25 protein-coding genes are annotated in these 24,421 nt (G+C 66.2%); 14 read left to right on the plus strand and 11 right to left on the minus strand.

Annotation, left to right across the window (positions count from 1 at the left end; genetic code table 11):
• Positions 1-25: 25 nt before the first annotated feature.
• From ACFO0G_RS01820 to ACFO0G_RS01830, 3 genes are all read left to right on the plus strand, one after another.
• Entirely contained in the window at positions 26-1,516 is a 1,491-nt protein-coding gene (locus tag ACFO0G_RS01820) for an RNB domain-containing ribonuclease (RefSeq protein ID WP_376976251.1), read from the plus strand.
• Positions 1,517-1,807: 291 nt separating this feature from the next.
• The gene (locus tag ACFO0G_RS01825; RefSeq protein WP_376976253.1) at positions 1,808-3,493 is read left to right on the plus strand and encodes a DEAD/DEAH box helicase; all 1,686 of its coding nucleotides are present in this window, start codon (positions 1,808-1,810) and stop codon (positions 3,491-3,493) included.
• 8 nt (positions 3,494-3,501) lie between these two features.
• Positions 3,502-4,374, plus strand: coding sequence for a DNA-methyltransferase (locus tag ACFO0G_RS01830; RefSeq protein WP_286397990.1), 873 nt, complete (start codon positions 3,502-3,504; stop codon positions 4,372-4,374).
• A gap of 33 nt (positions 4,375-4,407) precedes the next feature.
• On the opposite strand, the gene ACFO0G_RS01835 is transcribed toward ACFO0G_RS01830, so the two are convergent.
• Positions 4,408-5,256: a PHP domain-containing protein gene (locus ACFO0G_RS01835; RefSeq protein ID WP_376976255.1), complete on the minus strand. Its 849-nt coding sequence runs from the start codon at positions 5,254-5,256 to the stop codon at positions 4,408-4,410.
• Between the two features lie 80 nt (positions 5,257-5,336).
• On the opposite strand from ACFO0G_RS01835, the gene ACFO0G_RS01840 reads away from it, so the two are divergent.
• A complete protein-coding gene (locus tag ACFO0G_RS01840) occupies positions 5,337-6,911 on the plus strand; it encodes an aminopeptidase P family protein (RefSeq protein WP_376976257.1) in 1,575 nt (524 codons plus the stop codon).
• Positions 6,912-7,010: 99 nt separating this feature from the next.
• Here the strand turns inward: ACFO0G_RS01840 and ACFO0G_RS01845 are convergent, their stop codons facing one another.
• Complete coding sequence (locus ACFO0G_RS01845) at positions 7,011-7,979, minus strand: YflT domain-containing protein (protein WP_376976259.1); 969 nt, start codon at positions 7,977-7,979, stop codon at positions 7,011-7,013.
• A gap of 77 nt (positions 7,980-8,056) precedes the next feature.
• Here ACFO0G_RS01845 and ACFO0G_RS01850 point away from each other — a divergent pair, with 77 nt between their 5' ends.
• Genes ACFO0G_RS01850 through ACFO0G_RS01860 form a run of 3 tightly spaced genes read left to right on the plus strand, consistent with a single transcriptional unit; the run spans position 8,057 to position 11,232 of the window.
• Positions 8,057-9,340, plus strand: a complete 1,284-nt coding sequence (locus ACFO0G_RS01850; RefSeq protein ID WP_376976261.1) for a magnesium transporter MgtE N-terminal domain-containing protein — start codon at positions 8,057-8,059, stop codon at positions 9,338-9,340.
• Positions 9,324-10,016, plus strand: coding sequence for a DUF1003 domain-containing protein (locus tag ACFO0G_RS01855; RefSeq protein ID WP_286397998.1), 693 nt, complete (start codon positions 9,324-9,326; stop codon positions 10,014-10,016). The genes ACFO0G_RS01850 and ACFO0G_RS01855 overlap by 17 nt, the downstream gene beginning before the upstream one ends.
• A 58-nt stretch (positions 10,017-10,074) precedes the next feature.
• Entirely contained in the window at positions 10,075-11,232 is a 1,158-nt protein-coding gene (locus ACFO0G_RS01860; protein WP_286397999.1) for an Mrp/NBP35 family ATP-binding protein, read from the plus strand.
• A 45-nt stretch (positions 11,233-11,277) separates the two neighbouring features.
• Here the strand turns inward: ACFO0G_RS01860 and ACFO0G_RS01865 are convergent, their stop codons facing one another.
• The 3 genes from ACFO0G_RS01865 to sigE all read right to left on the minus strand — a co-directional run bounded on the left by ACFO0G_RS01865 (position 11,278) and on the right by sigE (position 13,270).
• Positions 11,278-11,682 carry a twin-arginine translocase TatA/TatE family subunit gene (locus ACFO0G_RS01865; protein WP_286398000.1) on the minus strand — a complete coding sequence of 135 codons (405 nt, stop codon included), beginning with the start codon at positions 11,680-11,682 and terminating at the stop codon, positions 11,278-11,280.
• Between the two features lie 69 nt (positions 11,683-11,751).
• Positions 11,752-12,648, minus strand: coding sequence for an anti-sigma factor (locus tag ACFO0G_RS01870; protein WP_286398002.1), 897 nt, complete (start codon positions 12,646-12,648; stop codon positions 11,752-11,754).
• 7 nt (positions 12,649-12,655) lie between these two features.
• Entirely contained in the window at positions 12,656-13,270 is a 615-nt protein-coding gene (sigE, locus tag ACFO0G_RS01875; protein ID WP_286398004.1) for an RNA polymerase sigma factor SigE, read from the minus strand.
• Between the two features lie 228 nt (positions 13,271-13,498).
• Between sigE and ACFO0G_RS01880 the strand changes: the two genes are divergently transcribed.
• Entirely contained in the window at positions 13,499-14,131 is a 633-nt protein-coding gene (locus ACFO0G_RS01880; RefSeq protein WP_142133214.1) for an O-methyltransferase, read from the plus strand.
• Positions 14,132-14,191: 60 nt separating this feature from the next.
• Here ACFO0G_RS01880 and ACFO0G_RS01885 read toward each other — a convergent pair whose 3' ends face one another.
• The 4 genes from ACFO0G_RS01885 to ACFO0G_RS01900 all read right to left on the minus strand — a co-directional run bounded on the left by ACFO0G_RS01885 (position 14,192) and on the right by ACFO0G_RS01900 (position 17,146).
• A complete protein-coding gene (locus ACFO0G_RS01885) occupies positions 14,192-14,359 on the minus strand; it encodes a DUF3117 domain-containing protein (protein WP_009357720.1) in 168 nt (55 codons plus the stop codon).
• 233 nt (positions 14,360-14,592) lie between these two features.
• A complete protein-coding gene (locus ACFO0G_RS01890) occupies positions 14,593-15,849 on the minus strand; it encodes a hypothetical protein (protein ID WP_376976263.1) in 1,257 nt (418 codons plus the stop codon).
• Positions 15,846-16,319, minus strand: a complete 474-nt coding sequence (locus ACFO0G_RS01895; RefSeq protein WP_376976264.1) for a DivIVA domain-containing protein — start codon at positions 16,317-16,319, stop codon at positions 15,846-15,848. Before ACFO0G_RS01895 ends, ACFO0G_RS01890 begins: the two co-directional genes overlap by 4 nt.
• A gap of 44 nt (positions 16,320-16,363) precedes the next feature.
• Positions 16,364-17,146 (minus strand): LOG family protein, encoded by a 783-nt coding sequence (locus tag ACFO0G_RS01900; protein WP_286398011.1) that lies wholly within the window; start codon positions 17,144-17,146, stop codon positions 16,364-16,366.
• Between the two features lie 104 nt (positions 17,147-17,250).
• On the opposite strand from ACFO0G_RS01900, the gene ACFO0G_RS01905 reads away from it, so the two are divergent.
• From ACFO0G_RS01905 to ACFO0G_RS01920, 4 genes are all read left to right on the plus strand, one after another.
• On the plus strand, positions 17,251-18,006 hold the full coding sequence (locus ACFO0G_RS01905) for an amino acid ABC transporter ATP-binding protein (protein WP_175316462.1): 756 nt from the start codon (positions 17,251-17,253) through the stop codon (positions 18,004-18,006).
• Positions 18,007-18,077: 71 nt separating this feature from the next.
• Positions 18,078-18,965 (plus strand): glutamate ABC transporter substrate-binding protein, encoded by an 888-nt coding sequence (locus ACFO0G_RS01910; RefSeq protein ID WP_286398015.1) that lies wholly within the window; start codon positions 18,078-18,080, stop codon positions 18,963-18,965.
• A gap of 82 nt (positions 18,966-19,047) precedes the next feature.
• The gene (locus ACFO0G_RS01915) at positions 19,048-19,698 is read left to right on the plus strand and encodes an amino acid ABC transporter permease (protein ID WP_286398017.1); all 651 of its coding nucleotides are present in this window, start codon (positions 19,048-19,050) and stop codon (positions 19,696-19,698) included.
• Positions 19,695-20,534 carry an amino acid ABC transporter permease gene (locus tag ACFO0G_RS01920; protein ID WP_286398019.1) on the plus strand — a complete coding sequence of 280 codons (840 nt, stop codon included), beginning with the start codon at positions 19,695-19,697 and terminating at the stop codon, positions 20,532-20,534. Before ACFO0G_RS01915 ends, ACFO0G_RS01920 begins: the two co-directional genes overlap by 4 nt.
• Positions 20,535-20,606: 72 nt before the next feature.
• Here the strand turns inward: ACFO0G_RS01920 and dapE are convergent, their stop codons facing one another.
• Entirely contained in the window at positions 20,607-21,743 is a 1,137-nt protein-coding gene (dapE, locus tag ACFO0G_RS01925) for a succinyl-diaminopimelate desuccinylase (RefSeq protein ID WP_376976265.1), read from the minus strand.
• A gap of 51 nt (positions 21,744-21,794) precedes the next feature.
• On the opposite strand from dapE, the gene dapD reads away from it, so the two are divergent.
• Positions 21,795-22,823: a 2,3,4,5-tetrahydropyridine-2,6-dicarboxylate N-succinyltransferase gene (gene dapD / locus ACFO0G_RS01930; RefSeq protein ID WP_376976266.1), complete on the plus strand. Its 1,029-nt coding sequence runs from the start codon at positions 21,795-21,797 to the stop codon at positions 22,821-22,823.
• Positions 22,824-22,845: 22 nt separating this feature from the next.
• Positions 22,846-23,703, plus strand: coding sequence for a transglycosylase SLT domain-containing protein (locus ACFO0G_RS01935; RefSeq protein WP_417281457.1), 858 nt, complete (start codon positions 22,846-22,848; stop codon positions 23,701-23,703).
• Positions 23,704-23,731: 28 nt separating this feature from the next.
• Here the strand turns inward: ACFO0G_RS01935 and ACFO0G_RS01940 are convergent, their stop codons facing one another.
• Positions 23,732-24,343, minus strand: a complete 612-nt coding sequence (locus ACFO0G_RS01940; RefSeq protein WP_286398024.1) for a hypothetical protein — start codon at positions 24,341-24,343, stop codon at positions 23,732-23,734.
• Between the last annotated feature and the right edge of the window lie 78 nt (positions 24,344-24,421).

Here is a 24,421-nt window from a genome sequence, read left to right on the forward strand (position 1 = left end):
GGAACTTGGGGCTACGCTGAATTTTGTGTCACATCATCGGCTGGCTCCCAACGTTCACGACCACAAGAATGCCTTGGAAGAGGCGCTGGGCCTGCTGCGGACGGAACTTGAACTTCCCGGCCCCTATCCCGCCGAAGCCGTGGAAGACGCCCTGGCCGCCGTGGCGGCGCTGCAACTGCCGTCCTACGACCTGACCGCCGTCGAGTTTGTCACTATCGACCCGGCGTCCTCCACGGACCTGGACCAGGCGGTGTTCATCGAATTGGACGGGGACGGCTACCGCGTGATGTACGCGATCGCCGATGTTCCGGCCTTCGTTGCGCCGGGAGGTCCCCTGGACGCCGAGACGCGGCGGCGCGGACAGACGTTCTACGCACCGGACGGCCGGATCCCGCTGCACCCGGAAGTCATCAGCGAAGGGGCCGGGAGCCTGCTGCCCGGCCAGGAGTGTTCTGCCTTCGTATGGGATTTCACTCTCGACGGCGAAGCAACCGTCCTGACAGTGGGCGTCCGCCGGGCGCGGGTCCGCAGCCGTGACAAGCTCAGCTACAAGGGCGCCCAGGCAGACCTCGACGCCGGGACGGCCTCCCCCGTGCTCCATCTGCTCCGCGAGGTGGGCCTGAAGCGGGTGGCACTGGAGCGGGCGCGTGAAGGCGCCAGCCTCAACATGCCCGAACAGGAGATCGTCCAACTGCCCGACGGCGGCTACCGGATTGACGCCGTTCCGCAGCTTCCCGTGGAGGACTGGAACGCGCAGATTTCGTTGATGACCGGGATGGCGGCGGCGGAGCTCATGCTGGAGGGCAAGGTGGGCATCCTGCGAACTATGCCGGCCCCGGATGAACGGTCCCTGAGGCATTTCCGGCTGCAGACCGAGGTGCTGGGCAGGCCGTGGGACGGCGAAGTCAGCTACGGCGAATACCTGCGGTCACTGGATCCCACCGACCCGAGGCAGCTGGCCATCATGCATTCGGCAGGCATGCTGTTCCGCGGAGCCTCCTACACCGCCTTTGACGGAACCGTCCCCGAGGATGGGATCCAGTCCGCCATCGGCGCGGCGTATGCCCACACCACCGCGCCGCTGCGCCGCTTGGTGGACCGCTTCGTCCTGGTCATCTGCGAGGCCCTGAGCAATGGCGGCGATGTTCCCGGCTGGGCACGCGAAGCCCTGCCGCTGCTGCCTGGCATCATGGCGGGATCGGACCAGCTGGCGTCCCGGATGGAACGCCTGGCCCTGGACACCGTGGAGGCGGCCCTGCTGCTGAACCACATCGGGCAGGAGTTCGACGCGATCGTAATCTCCGGGTCCAAGCCGCAGAACGGCAGTGGAAGCAACGGGAGAAATGGCAATGGCAATGCGAAGAACGGCAACGGAAGCTCCGGGATCATCCAGATCGCAGAACCCGCGGTGACCGCGCGCTGCGCCGGCGAATTGGAATCCGGCACCAAGGTACGGGTCCGGCTGGTGTCCTCGGACATCACCACCCGGGAGATCCACTTCGAACTCGTTTGCTGAGGAACCAGCGGACGCCGCAGGCGGGCCGAAAGCGTGTTTCCGCACCCATGCGGCTAGACTGGAGGGGTAGAACTGGATGCCCGGTCGTTGATTTCCTCCATTTGAAACCAACAAGCCCGCCCCTACGCGATCTTGAGATTTGCCCGCTGGTCCCCAGTGCCAGCATTAGATAGCCCGCGATCGGCTTCCACTGGAATCGCTTGCGCGCCAGAGCGTGCTCCGGAGCGGCCAGCCTTGGCCGGCCCGTTGAGCAGGCAGCGCCAATGCCTAAATGAATAAGGAAACTCCCCTGTGAGTGAATTGCATACCCACCAGCTTCTGAGCGACGTGTCCGGTACCGAGACCATCGAACCGGAAGAGACCATCATCTCGGACGAGACGCCGCACGAGATCGCCGAGAAGTCCTTTGCCGACTACAACGTCCGCGAAGACATCGTGGAGTCCCTGGCCGACGCCGGGATCACGCACCCCTTCCCCATCCAGGCCATGACCCTGCCGGTGGCCCTGGGCGGCCACGACATCATTGGCCAGGCCAAGACCGGCACCGGCAAGACCCTAGGTTTCGGCATCCCGGCGCTGCAGCGTGTCATCGGCCAGGACGACCCCGGCTACGCCAAACTGGCCGTGCCGGGTGCCCCGCAGGCTATGGTCATCGTTCCCACCCGTGAACTGGCGGTACAGGTGGCCAGCGACCTCCAGACCGCGTCGCGCAAGCGCAATGCCAGGATCACCACCATCTACGGTGGCCGCGCGTACGAACCCCAGGTCGAGTCCCTGAAGCAGGGTGTCGAGGTAGTGGTTGGCACCCCCGGCCGGCTGATCGACCTCTACAAGCAGAAGCACCTGAGCCTGAAGAACGTCAAGATCGTGGTCCTTGACGAAGCCGACGAAATGCTGGACCTGGGCTTCCTGCCGGATGTGGAGACGTTGATCGCCGCCACCCCCGCCGTCCGCCAGACACTCCTGTTCTCCGCCACGATGCCCGGCCCCGTCATCGCCATGGCCCGCCGGTACATGACCCAGCCCACCCACATCCGCGCAGCGGATCCGGAGGACGAGGGCCTGACCAAGCGGGACATTCGCCAGCTGATCTACCGTGCGCACAGCATGGACAAGACCGAAGTGGTGGCGCGCATCCTGCAGGCACGCGGCCGCGGGCGGACAATCATCTTCACCAAGACCAAGCGCACCGCCGCCAAGGTGGCCGAGGAACTGGTGGACCGCGGCTTCGCCGCCGCCGCCCTCCACGGGGACCTGGGCCAGGGCGCCCGTGAACAGGCGCTGCGGGCCTTCCGCAACAACAAGGTGGACGTCCTGGTGGCCACGGACGTTGCCGCCCGCGGGATCGACGTCGAGGACGTCACCCACGTGGTCAACTACCAGTGCGTGGAAGACGAGAAGATCTACCTGCACCGGGTGGGCCGCACCGGCCGCGCCGGCAACAAGGGCACCGCAGTCACGTTCGTGGACTGGGACGACATGCCGCGCTGGGCGCTGATCAACAAGGCCCTGGGCCTCAGCGTCCCGGAGCCGGTGGAAACCTACTCATCATCCCCGCACCTGTACACGGACCTGGATATTCCCGAGGGCACCAAGGGCCGCCTGCCCCGCGACAAGCGGACGCTGGCCGGCGTCGACGCCGAGGTGCTCGAGGATCTCGGCGAGACTGGCAAGAAGAACACCCGCGGCGGCCGGGACTCGGGCCGCTCGCGCGACCGGGACCGGGACGGACGCGGGCGCAGCAAGGGCGGCAACCGCGAAGGAGGCCGCAGCAGCGATTCGGCCGGCCACTCGGGTGAGCGCCGGCGTCGTACGTCCAACCCGGAAGCCACACCTGCCGGTGAAGCTGCCGCCCCTGCAGCCGACGGCGGTCAGCCCTCGCGCGCCCGCCGCACCCGGACCCGCACCCGCCGCCGCAACGGCGAAGTGGTGGCGGGTGCCGACAAGGGCACGCAGCCTGGCAACTCCGAGGGCTAACTGCCTCGATGACTGACACTGTTTGGGCGCCGGACGGCGGCAGCCTGGTGGTGCACGCGGACAACGCGGAGTACCTCCCCACGCTGCCGGACGGCGCCTTCACACTGATTTACGTGGACCCGCCCTTCAACACCGGCCGGCCGCAGCAGCGCCAGGAAACCCGCATGGTGGTCAACGCCGGCGGCAGCGGGGACCGGGTGGGTTTCAAGGGCCGCTCCTACGACACGATCAAGGGCGCCCTGCACCGCTATGACGACGCGTTCAGCGACTACTGGTCCTTCCTGGAACCCCGGCTCGTGGAGGCCTGGCGCCTGCTGGCCGATGACGGCACCCTGTACCTGCACCTGGACTACCGCGAGGTGCATTACGCCAAGGTCATGCTGGATGCGATCTTTGGCCGGGAATGCTTCCTGAACGAGATCATCTGGGCCTACGACTACGGCGCCCGCGCGAAAAACCGGTGGCCCACCAAGCACGACAACATCCTGGTGTACGTCAAGAACCCGGCCAAGTACCACTTCGACAGCGCCGAGGTGGACCGTGAACCGTACATGGCACCGGGCCTGGTGACTCCTGCCAAGCGGGAGCTGGGAAAGCTGCCCACCGACGTCTGGTGGCACACCATCGTCTCGCCCACCGGCAAGGAAAAGACCGGCTACCCCACCCAGAAACCGGAGGGCCTGGTCCGGCGCGTTGTCGCTGCCTCGTCCCGTCCCGGGGACTGGTGCCTGGACTTCTTCGCCGGCTCCGGCACCCTGGGGGCAGTGGCCGCAAAGCTGGGCCGGAAGTTCGTGTGCGTGGACCAGAACCAGCCGGCCATTGACATCATGGCCAAGCGGCTGGGTGCGCACGCCACCCTGGTATCCCGCCAGCCCAGCTAGGTTCCCGCCGGCCCTTCGGGGACGGGCTGCGTTTCAGGGGCGGACGACCATGGCTCCCGTCCCGAGTTCCTCGATCCGCGCCAACATGCCTGGCGCCGTGAGGTTCTCCCCGAGCAGGTTGGGCTTCCCGGTTCCGTGGTAATCAGAGGAGCCGGTGACCAGCAGGTCATGCTTCGCCGCGAGCCGGCGGAGGAAGTCGCGGCCCTCCTCCGGATTGTCCCGGTGGTCGATCTCCAGGCCTGCCAGGCCGGCGTCGATCATTTCGCGGTACGTCCGCTCCCCCACGATCCGCCCCCGGGCGGAGGCCACCGGGTGGGCAAACACGGGCACGCCGCCGGCGGCACGGACAAGTTCGACGGCGGTGGCAGGGTCCGGAGCGTAGTGCGGAATGAAGTACCGCGAGCGGGAGGTGAGGATGGAGGCGAAGGCCTCCGAACGGTCCTCCACTACCCCTGCGGCAACGAGGGCGTCGGCGATATGCGGCCGGCCCAGGGTGGCGCCGGGCGCAACGTGGTGGATCACGTCGTCCCAGGTCAGCGGATAGTCTTCGGCCAGGATGGTCACCATCCGCTCGGCCCGGGTCTGGCGGGAATCCTTGGCCTTGGTGATCTCCTCCAGGAGGCCTGGATGGGTGGGATCGTGCAGGTAGCTCAGGAGGTGGACACTGATGCCCTCCTCCGTCCGGCAGGAGACCTCCATCCCAGGTACCAGGGCCACCCCGTACGTTGCAGCAGCGGCGGAAGCCTCCGCCCAGCCTGCCGTTGAATCGTGGTCGGTCAGCGCCACCACGTCCAACCCCGCACGGGCAGCAGAGGCCATGACATCGGCAGGGGTCTCGGTGCCGTCGGAGACGTTGGAGTGGGCATGCAGGTCAATCCTCACTTATCCAGCGTAGTGGACCGGGAACAAGAGACCCGGGAGGCCTGTTCGCTTAGCCGGGAAGCTGGTGAGACGATGGTGCCGTGAACGATGCCGAAAACACCCAAAACTCTGCTTCCCAGCCGTTGGAGGAGCGCGTCAACAACCGCTCCCAGCGGCCCAGTTCCAACGCCTTCAAGGCCTTCATGGCCAGCAATTGGGCGCCGTCCAGCCAGGAGCTTCCCCAGCTCGACGCCGTCGCCCCCTATGCCGCAAACCGGCGCAAGGCGATCTCCGCCCTGTTCAAGGGCGAACGCCTAGTCATCCCCGCGGGGCCGTTGAAGGTCCGGTCCAATGACTGCGACTACCGTTTCCGCCCGCACTCCGGCTTCGCACACTTGACCGGACTCGGCCTGGACCACGAGCCGGACGCGGTCCTGATCCTGGAACCGGTGGAAGAAGGAACAGGCGAGGACGGCGGGAACCACCGCGCCACGCTCTACTTCCGGCCGCTGGCCGGCAGGGACACGGAACAGTTCTACGCGGACTCCCGCTCGGGCGAGTTCTGGATCGGGGCCCGTCCCACCCTCGAAGAGTTCGAGGCCCGCCTGGGCCTGGCCACCGCACACATCGACCAGCTGGAAACAGCCATCACCAAGGATGTGGGCGCCCCGGAAATCGGCGGCATCTCCGTCCGCCTGGTCCGTAAGGTCGACGAGAACATCGACGCCCTGGTGGACACCGCCCGCTACAACACCGCCAGGGACCCCGAGAACCTGGACCTGGGCGTCCTGGATGCCCTGGACGAAAAGCTCAGCGAGGCGCTCTCCGAACTGCGCCTGCTGAAGGACGAGTGGGAAATTGAGCAGATGAAGATCGCGGTGTCCGCCACCGTGGAAGGCTTCGAAGAGGTTGTTAAGGCTTTGCCGCGCGCCCTCACCCACGCCCGCGGCGAACGCGTGGTGGAGGGAGCGTTCTTCGCCAGGGCCCGCGAGGTGGGGAACGAGCTTGGCTACGACACCATCGCGGCCTCCGGCAACAACGCCACGGTGCTGCACTGGACCCGCAACACCGGCCGCATCCACGCCGGCGAACTCCTGCTCCTGGACGCCGGCGTCGAGGCCGACTCGCTCTACACCGCGGACATCACCCGGACGCTTCCGGCCAGCGGCACCTTCAGCGACATCCAGCGCAAGGTCTACCAGGCGGTGCTCGATGCAGCCGATGCAGGCTTCGCCGCCGCCCAGCCGGGGACCAAGTTCCGCGACATCCACACCGCGGCCACCACGGTCCTGGCCGAGCGCCTGGCAGAATGGGGAATCCTGCCCGTCACTGTTGCGGAAGCGATCAGCCCGGAAGGCCAGCAGCACCGCCGCTGGATGCCGCACGGTACCAGCCACCACCTGGGACTGGACGTGCACGACTGCGCGCAGGCCAAGCGGGAACTCTACCTCGACGGCGTCCTGACCGAAGGCATGGTGTTCACCATCGAGCCGGGCTTGTACTTCAAGAAGGAAGACCTGGCGATCCCGGAGGAGTACCGCGGAATCGGCGTCAGGATCGAGGACGACATCCTCATGACTGCTGAGGGCCCCGTCAACCTCAGCGCAGCGCTGCCTCGCAACGCGGAGGACGTGGAGGACTGGATGGCCGGGATCTACCGGACCGAAGAAGCCTGATTCGCGCCAGCGATTAACGAAGAGCGGGACCGCCGGATTCTTTCCGGCGGTCCCGCTCTTTGTGTGTCCTGCTGTCAGGCTCTGTAAACCTGCCGGCTGCTACTGCCGGTGTTCGCCCTGGTGCTGGTCGCCGTCGGATCCGTAATGTTCTTCCGCACGATGTGCTCCACCATGGTGTTCCTGCTGTTCCGCACCATGTTCCGGGCTATGTCCCGGACCTTGCTGCCCGGCGTCCGCGGCGGGACCCTGCGGGAGCCGGACGCCGTACTGGGGACGGCCATCCGGCAGGTCCGGGTAGCGGACCGAACGGACGGGCTGTTGCTGGCCGCCGCCATACTGCTGGTTGCCCTGCTGCCCGGCGTCGTGCGGATACGCGTGTCCGTCCTGGGCCGATGCACCGTGCTCGGGTCCCTCGTGGGAAGGGCCTGCAGGCCGCTGGCCGTACGGGTCGTTCCAGCCGGCCGGACGCGCGGGCCCCTGCTGCTGCGGATGCTGCTGCTGGTGGGGCTGGTTGTAGTAGTCGTTTTGCGTGTACGGACCATGGCTGGAGGCGGCGTCGGAACGGGACATCGGCAGCTGCTGCAGCAGGCGCCGGGCCTCGTGGGCTGCTTCGGGGGCCACGATGACGTCATAGTTCGTTGCCACCACCTGGCTGGTGGACGTGAAGTCGCGCTTGCCGCGCTGCATGGCGTAGGTGACGATGCCGAAGAGCATGAAGAAGGCGGCACCCATCAACACCGACGTCATGATCGAAAAGTATCCGGGGGAAGACGCGAAGAAGGACAGCATGACGCCGACGAACAGGCCAAACCACATGCCGCTCAGTGCCCCCGAAAGTGCCACCCGGGGGTAGCTCAGCCGCCCGGTCACCCGCTCCACCATCTTCAGCTCATTGCCCACGATGGAGACCATCTGGACCGGGAACTGCTGGTCCGCCAGGTAGTCCACGGCTTTTTGCGCGTCGAGGTAGGAGGTGTAGGAGCCAACGGTGTCACCGGTGGGAACAGCCCGGGCATCGTCCGGTCCGTTCGGGGCGCCGGCCCTGGGTGCACCAAATAAGTTCGACATAACCCCATTCTTGCCCATCAAGGTGGGTGCTGCCTGTAAATTCAGCTAAAAGAGAGCAGACTCGGTAGCCTGTAGTGGTGAGCACAACACCTACACGCGTCTTCGTGGCGCGCCTTCTGGGCCTCGATGTCTTCGACCCGCTGGGCGACCGGCTGGGCCGGTTGCGCGATGTTGTTGTGCTGTCCCGGGGAACCCAGGGTGCCCCGCACGTGGTGGGCATCGTGGTGGAAGTTCCGGGCAAGAAGCGCGTCTTCGTGCCCATGACCCGCATCACCTCGATCGACCAGACCCAGGTCATTTGCACCGGCCTGGTCAACCTGCGCCGGTTTGAACAGCGCGGGGCGGAAACCCTGGTTGTAGCTGAGATGTTCGACCGGCGCGTCACGCTCCGCGACGGCAGCGGCGACGCCACCATCGAAGACATCGCCATCGACCAGCACAGGTCGCGTGACTGGTTCGTCAGCAAGCTCTTTGTCCGGCGCGGGCATTCGCTGTCGCCCCTGAGCCGGCTGCGCCGCAACGAAACCTTGATCATTGACTGGGCAGACGCCCAACAAGGCCAGAAGACCGAGCGGCAGGCCGCCACCCAGTTCGTGGCCAACCACGAGGACCTTAAACCCGCCGACTTCGCCGAGGCCCTCCAGGAGATGAGCGACAAGCGCCGCTTCGAGGTGGCCAGCGAACTGCAGGACGAACGCCTGGCGGATGTCCTCCAGGAGCTCCCGGAGGACGACCAGGTGGAAATCCTCTCCGCACTGGATCTCCAGCGCGCAGCCGACGTGCTGGAGGAGATGGACCCGGACGACGCCGCCGACCTCCTTGGTGAGCTCCCCTCTGCCCAGGCCGAGGAACTGCTGCAGCTGATGGAACCCGAAGGCGCCGAGGACGTCCGCCGCCTGCTCGAATATGACGAGGACACGGCCGGCGGCCTCATGACCCCCGTGCCGGTGATCCTCCCCCCGGAAGCCACCGTCGCCGAAGCCTTGGCCCACGTCAGGCGCGAGGAGCTCTCCCCCGCCCTGGCGTCGTCGATCTTCATTGCCCGGCCGCCGCTGGAAACGCCTACCGGCCGCTTCCTGGGCGTGGTGCACATCCAGCAGCTGCTGCGTTTCCCGCCGTTCGAGGCACTGGGAAACCTGGTGGACAAGAACCTGGAGCCGCTGTCCGACCAGGCGCACATCAGCGAAGTGGCGCGGACGCTGGCTACCTACAACCTGAACTCCCTCCCGGTGATTAACGACGCCGGCCGGCTTGTGGGGGCGGTGACTGTTGATGACGTATTGGATCATTTGTTGCCGGACGACTGGCGCGCCCATGATGGCGAAGCCCCGATAAGAAAGCTCGGTGGCCGCATTGGCTGATATCAGTGCTCCGAAGAACCCCAACCAGCGGAACCTGGCCAAAGCGGAATCAAAAGGCAGCCTCGACACTCCCCTGAGCGGCAGGCAACGGATCCTGCCGACGTTCCGCCCGGACCCTGATGCGTTCGGGCACGCCACCGAGGCCTTCGCCCGGTTCATGGGTACGCCCCAGTTCCTGGTGTACATGACGGTGTTCTGCATCTTTTGGCTGGGCTGGAACACGTGGGCGCCGGTTGATTGGCAGTTCGACTCCCGGGACCTTGGTTTCACCCTGCTGACCCTGATGCTGTCGCTGCAGGCCTCCTACGCAGCACCCCTGCTGCTGCTGGCGCAGAACCGGCAGGACGACCGTGACCGCGTCTCCCTGCAGCAGGACCGCCAGCGCGCCGAACGCAACCTGTCCGATACCGAGTACCTCACCCGGGAGCTTGCCTCCCTTCGGATCGCACTGCGCGAGGTAGCCACCCGCGACTACGTCCGGGCCGAACTGCGTTCCCTCCTTGAGGACCTGCTCGAGGCCCAGGAGGAGCTGCGCACCCACGACGACACCGGCCCGGGATCCCACGAATCTCCGCGGGACAAGGTCAAGGACAAACTGCGCGAACAACGGGACCGGCAGCGCAGCCCGCGTACCCAGCAGATCCCCCGGGTCAAACCCGGCCACTCTGCCCAATGACCGCCAGGCCGTCCACTATCCGGCGGCCCGCAACTGCATGAAAGCCGAGGCTCCTCCTATGAGCGCCCCTATCGATCCCGCCACAGCAAGCGCCGCCCCGCTGCACCAGGCCGTCAACGACGCCCTGGCCACGGTCATCGATCCCGAACTGCGCCGTCCCATCACCGAGCTGGGCATGGTGGATTCCGTCCAGGTGTCCGACGACGGCAAGGTCACCGTGGCGGTCCTGCTTACCATCGCCGGCTGCCCGCTGCGGGACACCATCACCGCCGATTCCCAAAAGGCCCTTTTCGCCGTTCCCGGTGTCACCGCCGTCGACGTCGAACTTAAGGTGATGGACCAGGCGCAGCGCGACGCCCTCAAGGAGAAGCTGCGCGGCGCGGGCGGGCAGCGCAGCATTCCGTTCAATGACCCCGGCTCACTCACCAAGGTCTACGCTGTGGCCAGCGGCAAAGGCGGGGTGGGCAAATCCTCCGTCACCGTCAACCTGGCCAGCGCCCTGGCCGCCCAGGGTCTCCGAGTGGGCATCGTGGACGCGGACGTGTACGGATTCTCCGTCCCTGCGCTGATGGGCGTCACGCAAAAACCCACCCAGGTGGACGACATGATCCTTCCCCCCGTTGCGTATGGCGTGAAGGTGATTTCCATCGGCATGTTCGTCAGCGGCAACAAACCGGTCGCCTGGCGCGGACCCATGCTGCACCGGGCCCTGGAACAGTTCCTCACCGACGTTTACTTTGGCGACCTGGATGCCCTGTTCCTGGACCTTCCGCCGGGCACGGGTGACATTGCCATCTCCGTTGCCCAGTTACTGCCCAAGGCCGAAATCCTGGTGGTCACCACTCCCCAGGCGGCAGCGGCGGACGTCGCAGAACGCGCCGGTGCGATTGCCACCCAGACCGGGCAGAAGATCGCGGGCGTCATCGAGAACATGTCCTACCTTGAAATGCCCGACGGCGGGCGGATGGAACTGTTCGGAAGCGGCGGCGGGGCGGTCCTCACGGAACGCCTTAGCGCCACGGTAGGGGCCGACGTTCCGCTGCTGGGCCAGATACCCTTGGACATCCAGTTGCGGGAAGGCGGGGACTCTGGGGTGCCGATCGTCCTGGGCCAGCCGGCTTCGGCGGGAGCGGCGGCGCTGGCGGCCATTGCAGGGCAGTTGGCGGCCAAACCCCGCGGCCTGGCAGGGATGAAGCTGGGGCTGCAGCCCCGCTGAGCAGTAAGCCCCGATGACGAGGCAGGCCTAAGTGGCCGGGCGGGCTTAGGTGGCTTCGGTGTCGAACGGGGCAATCTCGCCCGGGGCCAGCCTCTCCACAACCCTTTCGGGCCGCGCAGGAGCGGACTCGGCTGCTGCCGCGGCGCCGGAAACTGCAGCCACGGCGGCCGGGGCGCCCGCGCTCACAGGCTTGGTGTCGTCGTCGAGCAGTGCTTCCTTGATGATGCGTCGGGGATCGTACTGGCGCGGATCGTATTTCTTCCAGTCGACATCGTCGATATCGATGCCCACTTCTTCCTTGATCTGCTCACGCGCGCCGTTGGCCATGCGGCGGACTTCCTTGACCAGGTTCGCCAGCTTCTGGGTATATTCAGGCAGCCGCTGGGGGCCGATCACCAGCACGCCAATGATCAGCAGAAGAATGAACTCCGGGCCGTTGATTCCAAACACTTTAGGAAGATTACCCTTTCCGGGCCACGAGTGACGATTCCCGTCCGGCGGACGGAGCAACAGTTCGGGTCACTGCGTAAACAGCGCCGCAATCTTGCCGAACCCGCGCTCCAGCCGTGCCTCCAGCGGCTCGGCCGCCTGCCCCTCTGAGCTGTCCGGAACAGCGGCCGCCACCCCCTCTGCGGCACTGTCCACAAGCCGTTTGAGGATGGGCAGGGCTTGGTTCGACTGCGCGGCGGGCAGGTCGGAGCGGTAGGTGACGGTGAGGCCTGCCGCGCGGTAAGTGGCGGCCCCTGGTGACGTGGCCCAATCCTGCGAGGGGCCTGTTTTCCCACCGTCGGCTTCCGCCGGCGCACTTCCGGCAGCGGCAGCCTCTACTGCCGCCTGCCCGGCGACGGGATGCTGTTCCGTGACGGTGGCATGATTGGCGCCGTCCGTAAGCCAAAGCTGCACCGCAGGCTGGCCGTCAACAACCAGCGCCTTGGCCGATTCCACGTGGAATCCCATGGCCTGCAGTTCAGGGCAGGCCCAGCCCTCGGAGCGCAGCGTTGCGAGCTGTGCCGCGGTCAACGTCCTGCCGTCCGCCGGTGTCTGCGAGGAGACATGCGAAAAGGCCGCCTCCGTGCCCACCGCCCCGCCGGCCGTGGGATCTCCAGCCGCCGTGAACGCCCCAACGGCCAACACTCCGGCCGCGGCCACTGTCCCGCCGGCAGTCAGCGCAAGGGCCCGGGCAGCCAGGCGGGAAGTGCTGCTGTGGTCCACGGACGGTGCCGGCTGTGCGGCCAGTTCTGAGGTGCGCGCCAGCAGCCGTGCGGTCAGGTCATCGCTGGCGGGCGGTACGGGAGCGTCCCGCAGACGCTCCAGGTACTGGCGTTCCCGGCGAACGGTGGCAGCGCACTCCTGGCAGGCCTCCAGGTGGCTGCCCGTGCGCTGATGCCTGCCACCGAAAGGAAACTGGGACCTCATGTGCCGTTCAGAGGATGCCGGCGATGCGCGGCATCTTGAGCTTGCGGCGGGACTGCTGGGGGCGCGGGTCGCGGTGGGCCAGCTTCTCCCGGAGCATCGTCCTGCCCCGGTGGATGCGGGACCGGACAGTGCCCAGCTTGACGCCCAGCGCCTCCGCGACTTCGTCGTAGGACAGCCCCTCGAGGTCGCACAAAACCACGGCAGCGCGGAAGTCCGGCGGAAGTTCCTCCAGCGCGGCCTGCACATCAAGATCGAGGTTGTTCAGTTCGAAGCTTTGCTCGGGACCGGGCTCGCGGCCCGGCAGCCGGGACTCTGCGTCCTCCGCCAGGGCATCGAAACGGATGCGGGTCTTCCGGCGCGCCTGGTCAAGGAACAAGTTGGTGGTGATGCGGTGCAGCCAGCCGTCGAGCGTTCCGGGCTTGAAGTTGTCCAGGGAACGGAAGACGCGGACGAACACTTCCTGGGTGAGGTCCTCGGCGTCGAACTTGTTGCCGGTCAGGCGGTAGGCCAGCCGGTAGACCTTCGCGGAATGGTTGGTGACCACTTCTTCCCAGGTGGGACGGACCCACTCATCATCGGGATTGTTGACTGCAGGGACAGGTGCCACAACTGAAGATGACATCGTCCACTCCCCTCGTGGAATGCTAACGCCCGGATACTGTTGACATCTCTGATTCGGCGCCGGTCACCTTTTGGATGAGCGGATACCAATCATGTCAAACTTGGCTGGGAATTTCCTGACCGCAGGCAAACTTCAGCCTTGGGCGCAACGGGTGCTTTCCCGGCCTGACCGGCCGGACACAGTAGGCTTGGGGAGACATTCCCCCCTTACGCCCAGAAAGCGAAATCCATGAGCGCCGACAAGTCCAGCAGCTGGTCCTATGCAGAAGATCTGCCCGCTGAGGATGAGGTTATGCTTCGGGCCCGGGAGCGGTCGTTTGAATTGGGCGTCAGCGCCATCAGCCCCGGCGTGGGCGCCGTCCTCACGGTGCTGGCTGCTGCATCCAAAGCCCAGACCGCCGTGGAAATCGGCACAGGCGCCGGCGTCTCCGGCGTGTGCCTCCTGCGCGGCCTAAGCCCGCACGCGGTCCTGACCACCATCGACGTGGACGTCGAACACCTGAGGGCGGCCCGCGAGGCATTCGCCGAGGCCGGCAGCCCGGCCAACCGTACGCGCACCATTTCCGGCCGCGCCGGCGATGTCCTGCCGCGGCTGACGGACGGGGCCTACGACCTGGTGTTCATCGACGCGGACAAGCCCGGCCTCCCCGGCTATGTGGAACAGGCCATCCGGCTGCTCAAGCGTTCCGGGCTGTTGGTCATCAACGACGCCCTGGACAAGGACAAAGTGGCCAACCCCGCCGGCCGGGAGCCCAACACGGTGACCCTGCGTCAGGTGGGCAAGGCGATCCGCGACGACGACAGGCTGGCGTCGGCAATGCTTCCCACCGGGGACGGCCTGCTGGTGGCCGTCAAGAAATAGGTATCCCCCAGAGACGGACAGGGTCCGCAGCCCGCAGGCTGCGGACCCTGTCCGGCACGTTTATTCGGTAACGCCGACCAGGCATTCCTTGAGATTGGCTGCTTCGGCAGCATTCAGTTCGACCACCAGGCGTCCGCCGCCTTCGAGCGGGACGCGCATGATCAGGCTGCGGCCCTCCTTGGTGACTTCCATTGGGCCGTCGCCGGTGCGTGGTTTCATAGCCGCCATGAGGAATTCCCCTCCATTTTGTCCCAGGACTGATCAGCCCGGGCGGGCTGTGTCCGCATGTCGATCAGGCGGCTATGGCGGGGTGTTGGCTCCACCGCCAAGGCTGCGCGTTTTCTGAATGCTTTTGTCCTTGCTTACCTATCATTATCGCGGAATTACCCGCACGTAGCTAATCGATGGACATTTTCCTGGGCGTGTTATTCCCGCCCTGACCTGCGCAGAAGCATGTATTGCTACGGCGGATAATCCCCTCCGCCGGGCAGCGGCGCCCACGCCCACAGCCAGACGATCCACACTACCTGGAGCAGCAGGAACATCACCACAACGGTCCCCCGGTACGCCCTCGACCGGGAGAGGAACACCGCGCCCAGGGCCAGTGGAAACAGCGGCAGCAACATCCTGAAGGTGCTGGTCTGCGGGTGGAGGAAGGCCAGCAGGTAGCCCATGTAGCAGGCGCACCACAGCCTCAGTTCGACGCCGAGCCGCACCACCGGGGGAAGGAACAGCATCGCGCCGAACAGCGCCACGAACATCACGGGGGCCAGGACGCCCACCACCGGGCCAAATAGCTCGACGCCGGTGTCGAACCACGGTTTGAAAGGCACCAGGTCCTGGCCGCGCCACACCGTCTCCGTTTTGGTATAGGCCTGCGGGTCACCCGTGGCCGCCCACGCCACCGCGGGCCAGGCGAGGCCGGAGACGCCTGCGACGGCGGTAAGCCCGGTAAGTGCCGCCAGGTCCCGGCCGGAATGGGATGCGTCATCGCTGCCGCGCTGCGGGCCGGCGTGGACGAATGCGACGGCGCGGAAGACCAGGAGCAGGCCCACCATGGCGGCAAAGGGGACACCCACCGGCCGGGACAGGCACAGCAGGACCACCACGGGCATGGCCCACAGGTACTGCCGGCGCACTACCAGCAGCAGGGCCCAGGCGAGCAGCAGGAGCGACAGGGGTTCGGCGTAGGGCACCTGGAGGACGGCGGAGACGGGGAAGACCGAGAAGAACGCAACCCCCCACATGGCGGTGGCATGGCCGGCCTTCTGCCGGAACAGTTGGTACACCGCCAGCGCTGCGGCCCAGCCGGCCAGCATGGCGATCAGAGTCAGCGAGGCTGCTGGGTTGAGGCCGGTGAGGCGACTGAGTCCGCCTGCCAGAGCCGGAAAGAGCGGGTAGAAGGCCCAGGTATTTTCCTGCACGTTGCCGGCAGTGTCCGTGGGAAGGACCGACGGGTAGCCGTTGGCGATGACCTGGCCGTACCAGCGCGCGTCCCAGATATTGATGAAGTTCCAGTAGTCCGGCTTTGGCGGGAACCAGGGGTTGGGTCCCTGGTGGAGGGCCGCGGCCATGAAGATGCAGGCGGAAACCAGCCTCGCCGCCGCGTACAGGGCCATCACCTGGAGCCAGGACGGCCAACTGCGGACGGCGGAGGCCGCGCGGTGGGCTGCGTTGCCGGCCGATGCCAGCGGGTTGCGGCGGGCCACCGTGCTCACAGGCCACCCTTCCCCGGTGCTGCGTCCTCAGGGACCTGCGCGGAACCGCCATGGAGGGCAGCCTCTCCGGCGCTTCCTGTGCCCGGCTCTTCCCCTGCCTCATCACCGGTGGCGGATCCGGCGTCGGACGACTGCTCCGCAGGATCCTCCGGGGCCTCCAGCCTGCCGCGAAGCTCGGCTATTTCCGCATCCTTTGCAGCCAGCTGGCCCCGTAGCTCGTCCAGGACCTGGTCCACCTGGTCCATCCGGTAGCCGCGCAGGCCAAGCGAGAAACGCAGCCGGGTCACGTCCTCGGGAACGGCGTTCCCGGGAAGGAGCACTGGCGGAAGGTTCGCGGGCGGCTCCTCGAATCCGCCATCCAGGAGTGCAGGCAGCCCGGTGTTGCCGGTTGCGCGGGAACGCCGGCCCAGGCCGGCCCAAAGGACCGCCGCCACCAGCAGGACGGCGAGGAAAACGAGGAAGAAGCTCACGGTTCCATCGTGCCAGACCCGCCGGCTGGAACCGTTGCGCCAGGCTACTCCGGCCGCTGCTCGCCGGTCATCGCTGGGGCCACCGCGACGTGCAGGACGCGGTCCACGGCTTCCGCGGGGTCGTCCACCAGTTGGATGAGGTCCAGGTCCTTTTCGGAAACCATGCCCTCGGCCACCAGCGTGCCCCGGATCCAGTCGATCATCGGTCCCCAGAAGTCGACGCCAAGGAGCACGATGGGGAAGGACGTCACCTTCCGCGTCTGCACCAGGACCATTGCCTCGAACAGCTCGTCCAGGGTGCCCAGTCCGCCGGGGAGCACAATGAAGCCCTGGGCGTATTTAACGAACATGGTCTTGCGGGCGAAGAAGTAGCGGAAGTTGATGCCGAGGTCCACCCACTGGTTCAGGCCCTGTTCGAACGGCAGCTCGATGCCCAGGCCCACTGACACCCCGTTGCCTTCCACCGTTCCCCGGTTGGCCGCCTCCATGGAGCCCGGGCCGCCACCGGTAATCACGGCGACTCCGGCCTCGGCGAGCTTGCGGCCCACTTCCACGCCCATCTCGTAGTAGATGCTGCCGGGTTTGGTGCGGGCTGAACCGAAGACGCTGACCGCTTTTCCAATGTCCGCGAGCGCCCCGAAGCCTTCCACGAACTCGCTCTGGATACGCAGCACGCGCCAGGGATCCGTGTGGACGAACTGGCCGGGGCCTTTGGTATCAAGCAGGTGCTGGTCCGACATTTCCACTGCCGCCTGCTTGCGGCGCAGCTCAAGGGGCCCCTTACGGCGCGGCTGGGAATTCTTGGCCGGATCTGCGTTGATGCTCATTCCCCTAGGCTAACCTCCAACTGCAGGTATCTCTTGAATCACGATCAGCACGAAGTTGGGGTGATTGGCGTCATAACCCCCGGTTGTTCGCTAGATTCTTTCCTATGACTACTCATGTGCCCGGCGATGCTCTCGTCTCCCTGAACGCCGTTAACAAGCATTACGGCCAGCTGCACGTTCTGAAGGACATCAACCTGCAGGTCCGCAAGGGCGAGGTTGTTGTGGTCATCGGACCCTCCGGTTCCGGTAAGTCCACCCTCTGCCGGGCCATCAACCGCCTGGAGACCATCGAGGGCGGAACCATCAGCATCGACGGGAAAGTCCTCCCCGAGGAAGGCAAGGAGCTCGCCCAGCTCCGCGCCGACGTCGGAATGGTCTTCCAGTCGTTCAACCTCTTCGCACACAAAACCATCCTTGAAAACGTGACCCTGGGGCCTATCAAGGTCAAGGGCGTTTCCAAGGGGGCCGCTGAAAAGGACGCCATGGCGCTCCTGGAACGGGTGGGCGTGGGCCACCAGGCCCCCAAACTCCCGGCCCAGCTCTCCGGCGGCCAGCAGCAGCGCGTCGCGATTGCCCGCGCCTTGGCAATGAAGCCGAAGGTCATGCTGTTCGACGAGCCAACCTCCGCCCTGGACCCCGAAATGATCAACGAAGTGCTGGACGTCATGGTCCAGCTCGCCAAGGAAGGCATGACCATGATCGTGGTCACGCACGAGATGGGCTTCGCCCGCAAGGCGGCGGACCGCGTGGTTTTCATGGCTGACGGCCAAATCGTTGAGGATGCCACCCCGGAGGAATTCTTCACCAACCCGAAGAGTGACCGCGCCAAGGACTTCCTGTCCAAGCTGCTCACGCACTGACTCAACCGAACAAACACACTTCAGTTCGCATCCAGGCCGGAAAACCCACGGCCATCAATGAAAGGAATGTCATGAAGACATTTATGTCCCGGCGGAAGTCCTTCGTCGTGGCGGCTACCGCTGCCCTCGCCCTGTCCCTCAGCGCCTGCGGCGGCGGCGACTCCGGCGGGTCCAGCAACCCGAGCCCGGTCGAGAAGCCGTCCTTCGCTGCCGGAACCACCATGGAGAAGCTGGCCTCCGCCGGCACCATCAAGATCGGCACCAAGTTCGACCAGCCGCTGTTCGGCCAGGTGGGCCTGGACGGCAAGCCCGTCGGTTTCGACGTTGAAATGGGCAAGCTGATCGCCGCCAAGCTGGGCATCCCCGCCGACAAGATCGAATGGTCGGAGACCGTCTCGGCCAACCGCGAACCCTTCATTGAGCAGGGCAAGGTGGACCTGGTCATCGCCACCTACACCATCAGCGACAAGCGCAAGCAGGTTGTCGACTTCGCGGGACCGTACTACGAAGCCGGCCAGGCCCTCATGGTGAACAAGGACAACGACACCATCAAGAAGCCCGAGGACGTCAAGGGCAAGAAGGTCTGCTCCGTGACGGGCTCCACCCCTGCTGCCACGATCGTGGACAAGTACGGCGCGGAACTGGTCCCGGCCGCCACCTACTCCGCCTGCCTCGAGCCGCTGCGCAACAAGCAGGTTGAAGCCGTGACCACGGACAACGTGATCCTCGCCGGCTTCGTCGACAAGGAACCGGACGCCTTCAAGCTGGCCTCCGACGAAACCTTCACCAAGGAGCCTTACGGCATCGGCCTGAAGAAGGGCGACACCGAGTTCCGCAACTGGATCAACGACCAGCTGGAGTCCTTCGAAAAGGACGGCTCTTACAAGAAGGCCTGGGAAGCCACCGCAGGTTCGGTCATCAAGACCGCACCGAGCCTCCCGGCCATCAACCGCTACTAAACAGCGTCCACGCTGCCGGGGCTGCACAACGGCCCCGGCAGCACAGCTTTTAATCCGTCCACGCTTACAGCCGAAGGATCCTATGGACGTCATCATTGAAAACCTGCCCCTGTACTGGAGCGGTTTTCTTCGCACACTTTTCCTCTCCGCCGTCTCCGGCGTCTTCGCGTTGATCCTCGGCACCCTGCTGGCGGCGGCGCGCGTTTCACCCGTAGCGGCGCTGCGCGGTTTCAGCACTGTCTACGTGGAGATCCTCCGCAACACCCCGCTGACCATCGCCTTCTTCTTCGCAGCCGTTGTGCTCCCCCGGCTTGGGGTAAAGTTTGAGCAGTTCGAAATTGCCGCGATCATCGCCCTCAGCACCTACACCGCAGCGTTCATCGCCGAAGCTGTCCGCTCAGGTGTCAACAGCGTGCCCGTCGGCCAGGCCGAAGCCGCACGCAGTATCGGCATGAAGTTCGGCCAGGTACTCACGCTCATCATCCTCCCCCAGGCCCTGCGGACGGTGATCCCGCCGCTGATCAACATCCTGATCGCCCTGGTCAAAAACTCCTCCGTGGCCGGCGCGTTCTTCGTCCTGGAACTGTTCGGCTACGGCCGGCAGCTGGCCAATGCCAACGGTGACGCCGTCATCACCGTCCTGTTGGGCACCGCGTTCTTCTATCTGCTCCTCACCGTTCCGCTGGGAATCCTCGCCAACACGGTTGAACGAAAGGTGGCGATTGCCCGATGAGCTCCGTCCTGTACGACGTTCCCGGCCCCAAAGCACGCCGGATCTCCCTCATTGCCTCGATCATCGGCGGCCTGCTGATTCTCGGCCTGCTGGCCTGGATCATCATGACCCTGGGGCAGCAGGGCATCTTCGAGAGCCGCCGCTGGCAAATCTTCACCCGGGCCGACGTATGGCGGCTGCTCGGCAACGGCCTCGGGGCAACGCTTTCCGCGGCAGCCATTGCTGCGGTGATTGCCTTCCCGCTGGGCCTGCTGCTCTGCCTGCTGCGCATCTCGGACGCAGCTGCCATCCGCGTCCCCATGCGGATCATCTTGGAATTCCTGCGCGGCATGCCCGTGGTCCTGATGATGCTCTTCATCCTGCTGGGGTTCCGCACCTCTGCCTTTGTCGCCGTCATCGCCGGCCTGGTGCTTTACAACGCCGCCGTCTTCGCGGAAATCATCCGCGCCGGCATCCAGTCCCTGCCCAAGGGACAGCGCGAGGCGGCGCTGGCCATCGGCCTGACCAGCTACAAGTCCCGCATGCTGATCGAGCTGCCGCAGGCCATCCGACGAATGATGCCCTCGCTGGTGGCGCAGATGGTGGTGCTCCTGAAGGACACCTCACTCGGATACATCGTGGCATACGGTGAACTGCTGCGCGCGGTGCAGGTCATGGCGGACTTCCTGGGTCCGCAGTACTTGTTCCCCGTATTCTTCGTAGCCGCCGCCATCTACATCGCCATCAACATCTCGGTGTCCCGGCTGGCTGTGTGGATCGAGCGCCGCGGCTCCAAGAAGGCTGCCGGCGGAACGGCCAAGGCGGAACCGGACGTCCTGGAAGCTGCGGCTCCCTAGTCTTCGCAGCTGCCCACCAAAGAGGGCCGGAACTCCCGTGGGAGTTCCGGCCCTCTGCTGTTGACCCCTTCCTCAGGCAGCGAGCCAGCTTTGGAGCGCGGCAAGGCATTTGCGAATGGCGTCGGCGTGGACGTGCTCGTTATCCTTGTGGGCCAGCAGCGCATCGCCGGGGCCGAAGTTCACCGCCGGGATGCCCATTTCGCTGAAGCGCGCGACGTCGGTCCAGCCGTATTTGGGCTTGGGCTCGGCTCCCACGGCGGCAACGAAGGAGGCGGCGGCGGGGTGCTGCAGACCAGGCCGGGCCCCGGCTGCGGCATCGGTGCGCACCACGTCGAAGCCTTCCAGCAGTTCCCGGACGTGCGCTTCGGCCTGGTCCGGCGTCTTGTCGGGGGCGAACCGGTAGTTGATCTCCACCACGCAACGGTCCGGGATGACGTTGCCGGCGGTGCCGCCGTTGATCTTCACCGCGTTGAGGCTCTCACGGTAGTCGAGCCCGTCCACGTTGATGGTCCGGGGTTCGTAGGCTGCCAGGCGGGCCAGGATGGGCGCGGCGGCGTGGATGGCGTTGCTCCCCATCCACGCGCGGGCCGAGTGCGCGGCCTCCCCCGCCGTGCTGGCCTCGAACCGGCTCGTCCCGTTGCAGCCGCCCTCCACGGTGCCGTCGGTCGGCTCCAGCAGGATGGCGAAGTCTCCCTGCAGCAGGTCTCCGTGGTTCCGGACCAGGCGCCCCAGGCCGCTCTTCACCGCCTCCACTTCCTCGTGGTCGTAGAACACAAAGGTCACATCACGCTTGGGCTGCGCGCCGCCGTCGAACATTCCTGCGGCCAAGGCCAGCTGCACCGCCACGCCGCCCTTCATGTCCGTGGCGCCGCGGCCATACAGGATGCCCTCGCCCGCAACACCGGACTCCCAGCTGGAGGGGACGGTGCCCCTGGAGCCTTCGGTGAGCGGCAGCGGGACGGTGTCCAGGTGTCCGGCCAGGATTACGCGCTCACTGCGGCCGAGTTCCGTCCGCGCGATGATCGCGTCGCCGTCACGCACCACGCTGAGCTGCGGAATCTCCAGCAGGGCGGCTTCGACGGCGTCCGCCAGCTGCGTTTCATTGCCGGACACACTGTTAATATCCATCAGGGCTGCGGTCAGCAACGCCACGTCCTGGCGGAGGTCAAGGGCGGATACGGCAGGTTCAGGGGCGGTTTCAGCAGTCACGAAGCCAGTCTAGTTCGAACCGCCCGCCCGGCCCTCGATAGACTGGGGCACATGACTGAGACCGCTTCCTCCGCCGTGCCCGCAACCCTGACCTCAACCGCTGGTGACCGTTCCGCCTATGGCTTTGGCGTGGCCACCATCGCCACCGCCGGCAGCGAGGCGACAGTCCTGGACGTCTGGTTCCCGGCACCGGCACTTGGTGTTGCGGCGGAAGACCTCCGCTCGGTGGAAAACGCCGACGAAGCCCTGACCCGCATCGCGGAGAATGGCGCCGACGAGGACCGCGGCACGGAACAGAAGGTGGTCTTCGTCCAGATCAACCTGGATGAGGCCCCCGCGGACACCGCTGATGCCTACCTGCGGCTGCACCTGCTCTCACACCGCCTGGTCCAGCCCAACACCATCAACCTGGACGGCATCTTCGGCAAGCTTCCCAATGTCGTGTGGACCAACTTCGGGCCGGCGGCCGTCGAAGGCTTCGAACTGACCCGCGCAAAGCTGCGCCGCCGTGGTGCCGTCACCGTCTACGGCATCGACAAGTTCCCGCGCATGGTGGATTACGTGGTGCCCAGCGGCGTTCGGATTGCCGACGCCGACCGGGTCCGACTGGGTGCCCACCTCGCGGCCGGCACCACCGTCATGCATGAAGGCTTCGTCAACTTCAACGCCGGTACGCTGGGCACTTCCATGGTGGAAGGCCGGATCTCCGCCGGCGTTGTCACCGGCGACGGCAGCGACGTTGGCGGCGGTGCCTCGATCATGGGCACCCTCTCCGGCGGCGGCAAGGAAAAGATCACCATCGGCGAGCGCGTCCTTCTGGGTGCCAACTCGGGCGTGGGCATCAGCATCGGCGACGACTCGGTGGTGGAGGCGGGACTGTACGTCACGGCAGGCACCCGCGTCCGCGTTCCGGGGCCCAAGGACGAGGTGGGCGAGGACACCACCAAGATCGTCAAGGCCGCCGAACTCTCCGGCGTCCCCAACCTGCTGTTCCGCCGCAACTCCACCACCGGAGCAGTCGAGGCCCTGCCCCGCAAGGGCCAGACCGTTGAGTTGAACGACGCCCTGCACGCCAACTAGTTCCTTCATGGCACCTCTGTCTGTGGCGCGCAGACGCGGCCTGCGCCGTCTGGCGGTGCTGCTCCTCACCCTCGCACTGGTAGCGGGAGGCATTTATACGGCGGTGTACTTTGTGCAGCGTTCCGAGACCCTCGTTTCGGAACGCTGCACAGCCAAGGCCGCCGACCGGACCGGGGAGCTGGCACCAGATCAGGCGTCCAACGCGGCTTTGATCACCGCGGCGGCGGTCCGGCGGGGCCTTCCCCCGCGTGCTGCCACCATCGCCCTGGCGACGGCCATGCAGGAGTCGAAGCTGCGCAACATCGGCCACGGCGACCAGGCCGGACCGGACTCGCGCGGACTCTTCCAGCAGCGGCCGTCCCAGGGCTGGGGCACGGAAGCGCAGATCATGGACCCTTACTACGCCGTCAATGCGTTCTATGACGCGCTGGTGAAGATTCCCGGCTACGAGACACTGGACATCACCGACGCAGCCCAGCAGGTCCAGCGGTCCGCCTACCCCAAGGCGTACGCGCAGCATGAGGAAATGGGACGGGCATTCGCGTCCGGGCTCACCGGACAAACGCCGGCAGGAGTCCAGTGCACGCTGCGCTCCCCCACAGCCGGCGGGAATTCCGCGTCGGTGGCCACGGAACTGGACCAGGCCTATGGCGGCGTCGACAGCCGGGTGGACGGCGCCACCTTGGTGGTGGACTCCCAAGGGGCGCTGGCTTGGTCGGTTGCCCAATGGGCAGTCGCCAACGCCAAGGACCTTTCCGTCGTGCGGGTGGAAGTGGAGGGGCACACGTGGCAGCGCGCCAGTGGCGACGGCTGGCAGGTGACAGGTTCCCCTGACGGCCAGGTGCGCATCACCGTTCGGACGGCCGACGGCGGCAGCTGAGGGCCGCCGTCGGCCTCCTGTGCGGGGGCTAGACCAGGATTTCCAGCACCGGCTGGACGTAGCTGCGGAACAGCTCGGGCTGGCTCATCAGCTCCTGGCTCATGATGATCTTGTCAGGTTCCAGGTACCAGGCCCGCTGTTCATCCAAGGGCAGCTCGATGATGGTCAGCTTGAAATCCCGCGAGTCCCGGCCCACTTCCATCAGCCTGTCGTCCACCATGTCCTGGAGCAGCTGGTCCGTTCCGGTGGCCACGCGTTCGGCTTCAAGCTCTGCATATTCGCTCCTGCGCTCCCTTGCCCAGGTGAGCGCGGCGCCGAAATGTGCCTGCAGTACCCGCTGCAGGGCCGGGGAGTTGCCGAAGGCTTCGAAGCTGGGCGGAGAGAGTTCCGGGGACGACTGCGGATAGGCCTTGAGCAGCTGTTCCCACCAGGCCTCCCATTCAGTCTTCAATGCGCTGAGGCCGCCCACATCCGAGGTCAGGTGCTTGTGGTCTGCCGGGCGGATTTTGGGCGTTCCGTGGGACAACATGGGGCGGCCCACGCCATTCAGGCCGGCCGCGTCCCGCACGTACAGCGCAATCATCATCGGCCCGGACGTGTCCGTAGTGATCTGCCACCCTGAACCGCTTGCGTGCTGCATCCGAAGTCCTTCCCTGGCCTGCTTCTGCGGGGCGCCATGACCGGTCCGGCGCATCCGGCTATCAGTCTATTCCCGCAG

Origin of the sequence: Arthrobacter sedimenti (assembly GCF_042652025.1) — a bacterium.
Taxonomy (GTDB): Bacteria; Actinomycetota; Actinomycetes; order Actinomycetales; family Micrococcaceae; genus Arthrobacter; species Arthrobacter sedimenti.

Bases quoted from the DNA above. Each gene is read 5' to 3' on its own strand.
- ACFO0G_RS01905 (WP_175316462.1), top strand. From the start codon at position 17,251: ATGACTACTCATGTGCCCGGCGATGCTCTCGTCTCCCTGAACGCCGTT.
- dapD (WP_376976266.1), top strand. From the start codon at position 21,795: ATGACTGAGACCGCTTCCTCCGCCGTGCCCGCAACCCTGACCTCAACC.
- ACFO0G_RS01845 (WP_376976259.1), bottom strand. From the start codon at position 7,979: ATGTCGAACTTATTTGGTGCACCCAGGGCCGGCGCCCCGAACGGACCG.
- ACFO0G_RS01885 (WP_009357720.1), bottom strand. From the start codon at position 14,359: ATGGCGGCTATGAAACCACGCACCGGCGACGGCCCAATGGAAGTCACC.
- ACFO0G_RS01915 (WP_286398017.1), top strand. From the start codon at position 19,048: ATGGACGTCATCATTGAAAACCTGCCCCTGTACTGGAGCGGTTTTCTT.
- ACFO0G_RS01860 (WP_286397999.1), top strand. From the start codon at position 10,075: ATGAGCGCCCCTATCGATCCCGCCACAGCAAGCGCCGCCCCGCTGCAC.
- ACFO0G_RS01870 (WP_286398002.1), bottom strand. From the start codon at position 12,648: ATGAGGTCCCAGTTTCCTTTCGGTGGCAGGCATCAGCGCACGGGCAGC.
- ACFO0G_RS01920 (WP_286398019.1), top strand. From the start codon at position 19,695: ATGAGCTCCGTCCTGTACGACGTTCCCGGCCCCAAAGCACGCCGGATC.
- sigE (WP_286398004.1), bottom strand. From the start codon at position 13,270: ATGTCATCTTCAGTTGTGGCACCTGTCCCTGCAGTCAACAATCCCGAT.
- ACFO0G_RS01880 (WP_142133214.1), top strand. From the start codon at position 13,499: ATGAGCGCCGACAAGTCCAGCAGCTGGTCCTATGCAGAAGATCTGCCC.
- ACFO0G_RS01830 (WP_286397990.1), top strand. From the start codon at position 3,502: ATGACTGACACTGTTTGGGCGCCGGACGGCGGCAGCCTGGTGGTGCAC.
- ACFO0G_RS01900 (WP_286398011.1), bottom strand. From the start codon at position 17,146: ATGAGCATCAACGCAGATCCGGCCAAGAATTCCCAGCCGCGCCGTAAG.
- ACFO0G_RS01910 (WP_286398015.1), top strand. From the start codon at position 18,078: ATGAAGACATTTATGTCCCGGCGGAAGTCCTTCGTCGTGGCGGCTACC.
- ACFO0G_RS01940 (WP_286398024.1), bottom strand. From the start codon at position 24,343: ATGCAGCACGCAAGCGGTTCAGGGTGGCAGATCACTACGGACACGTCC.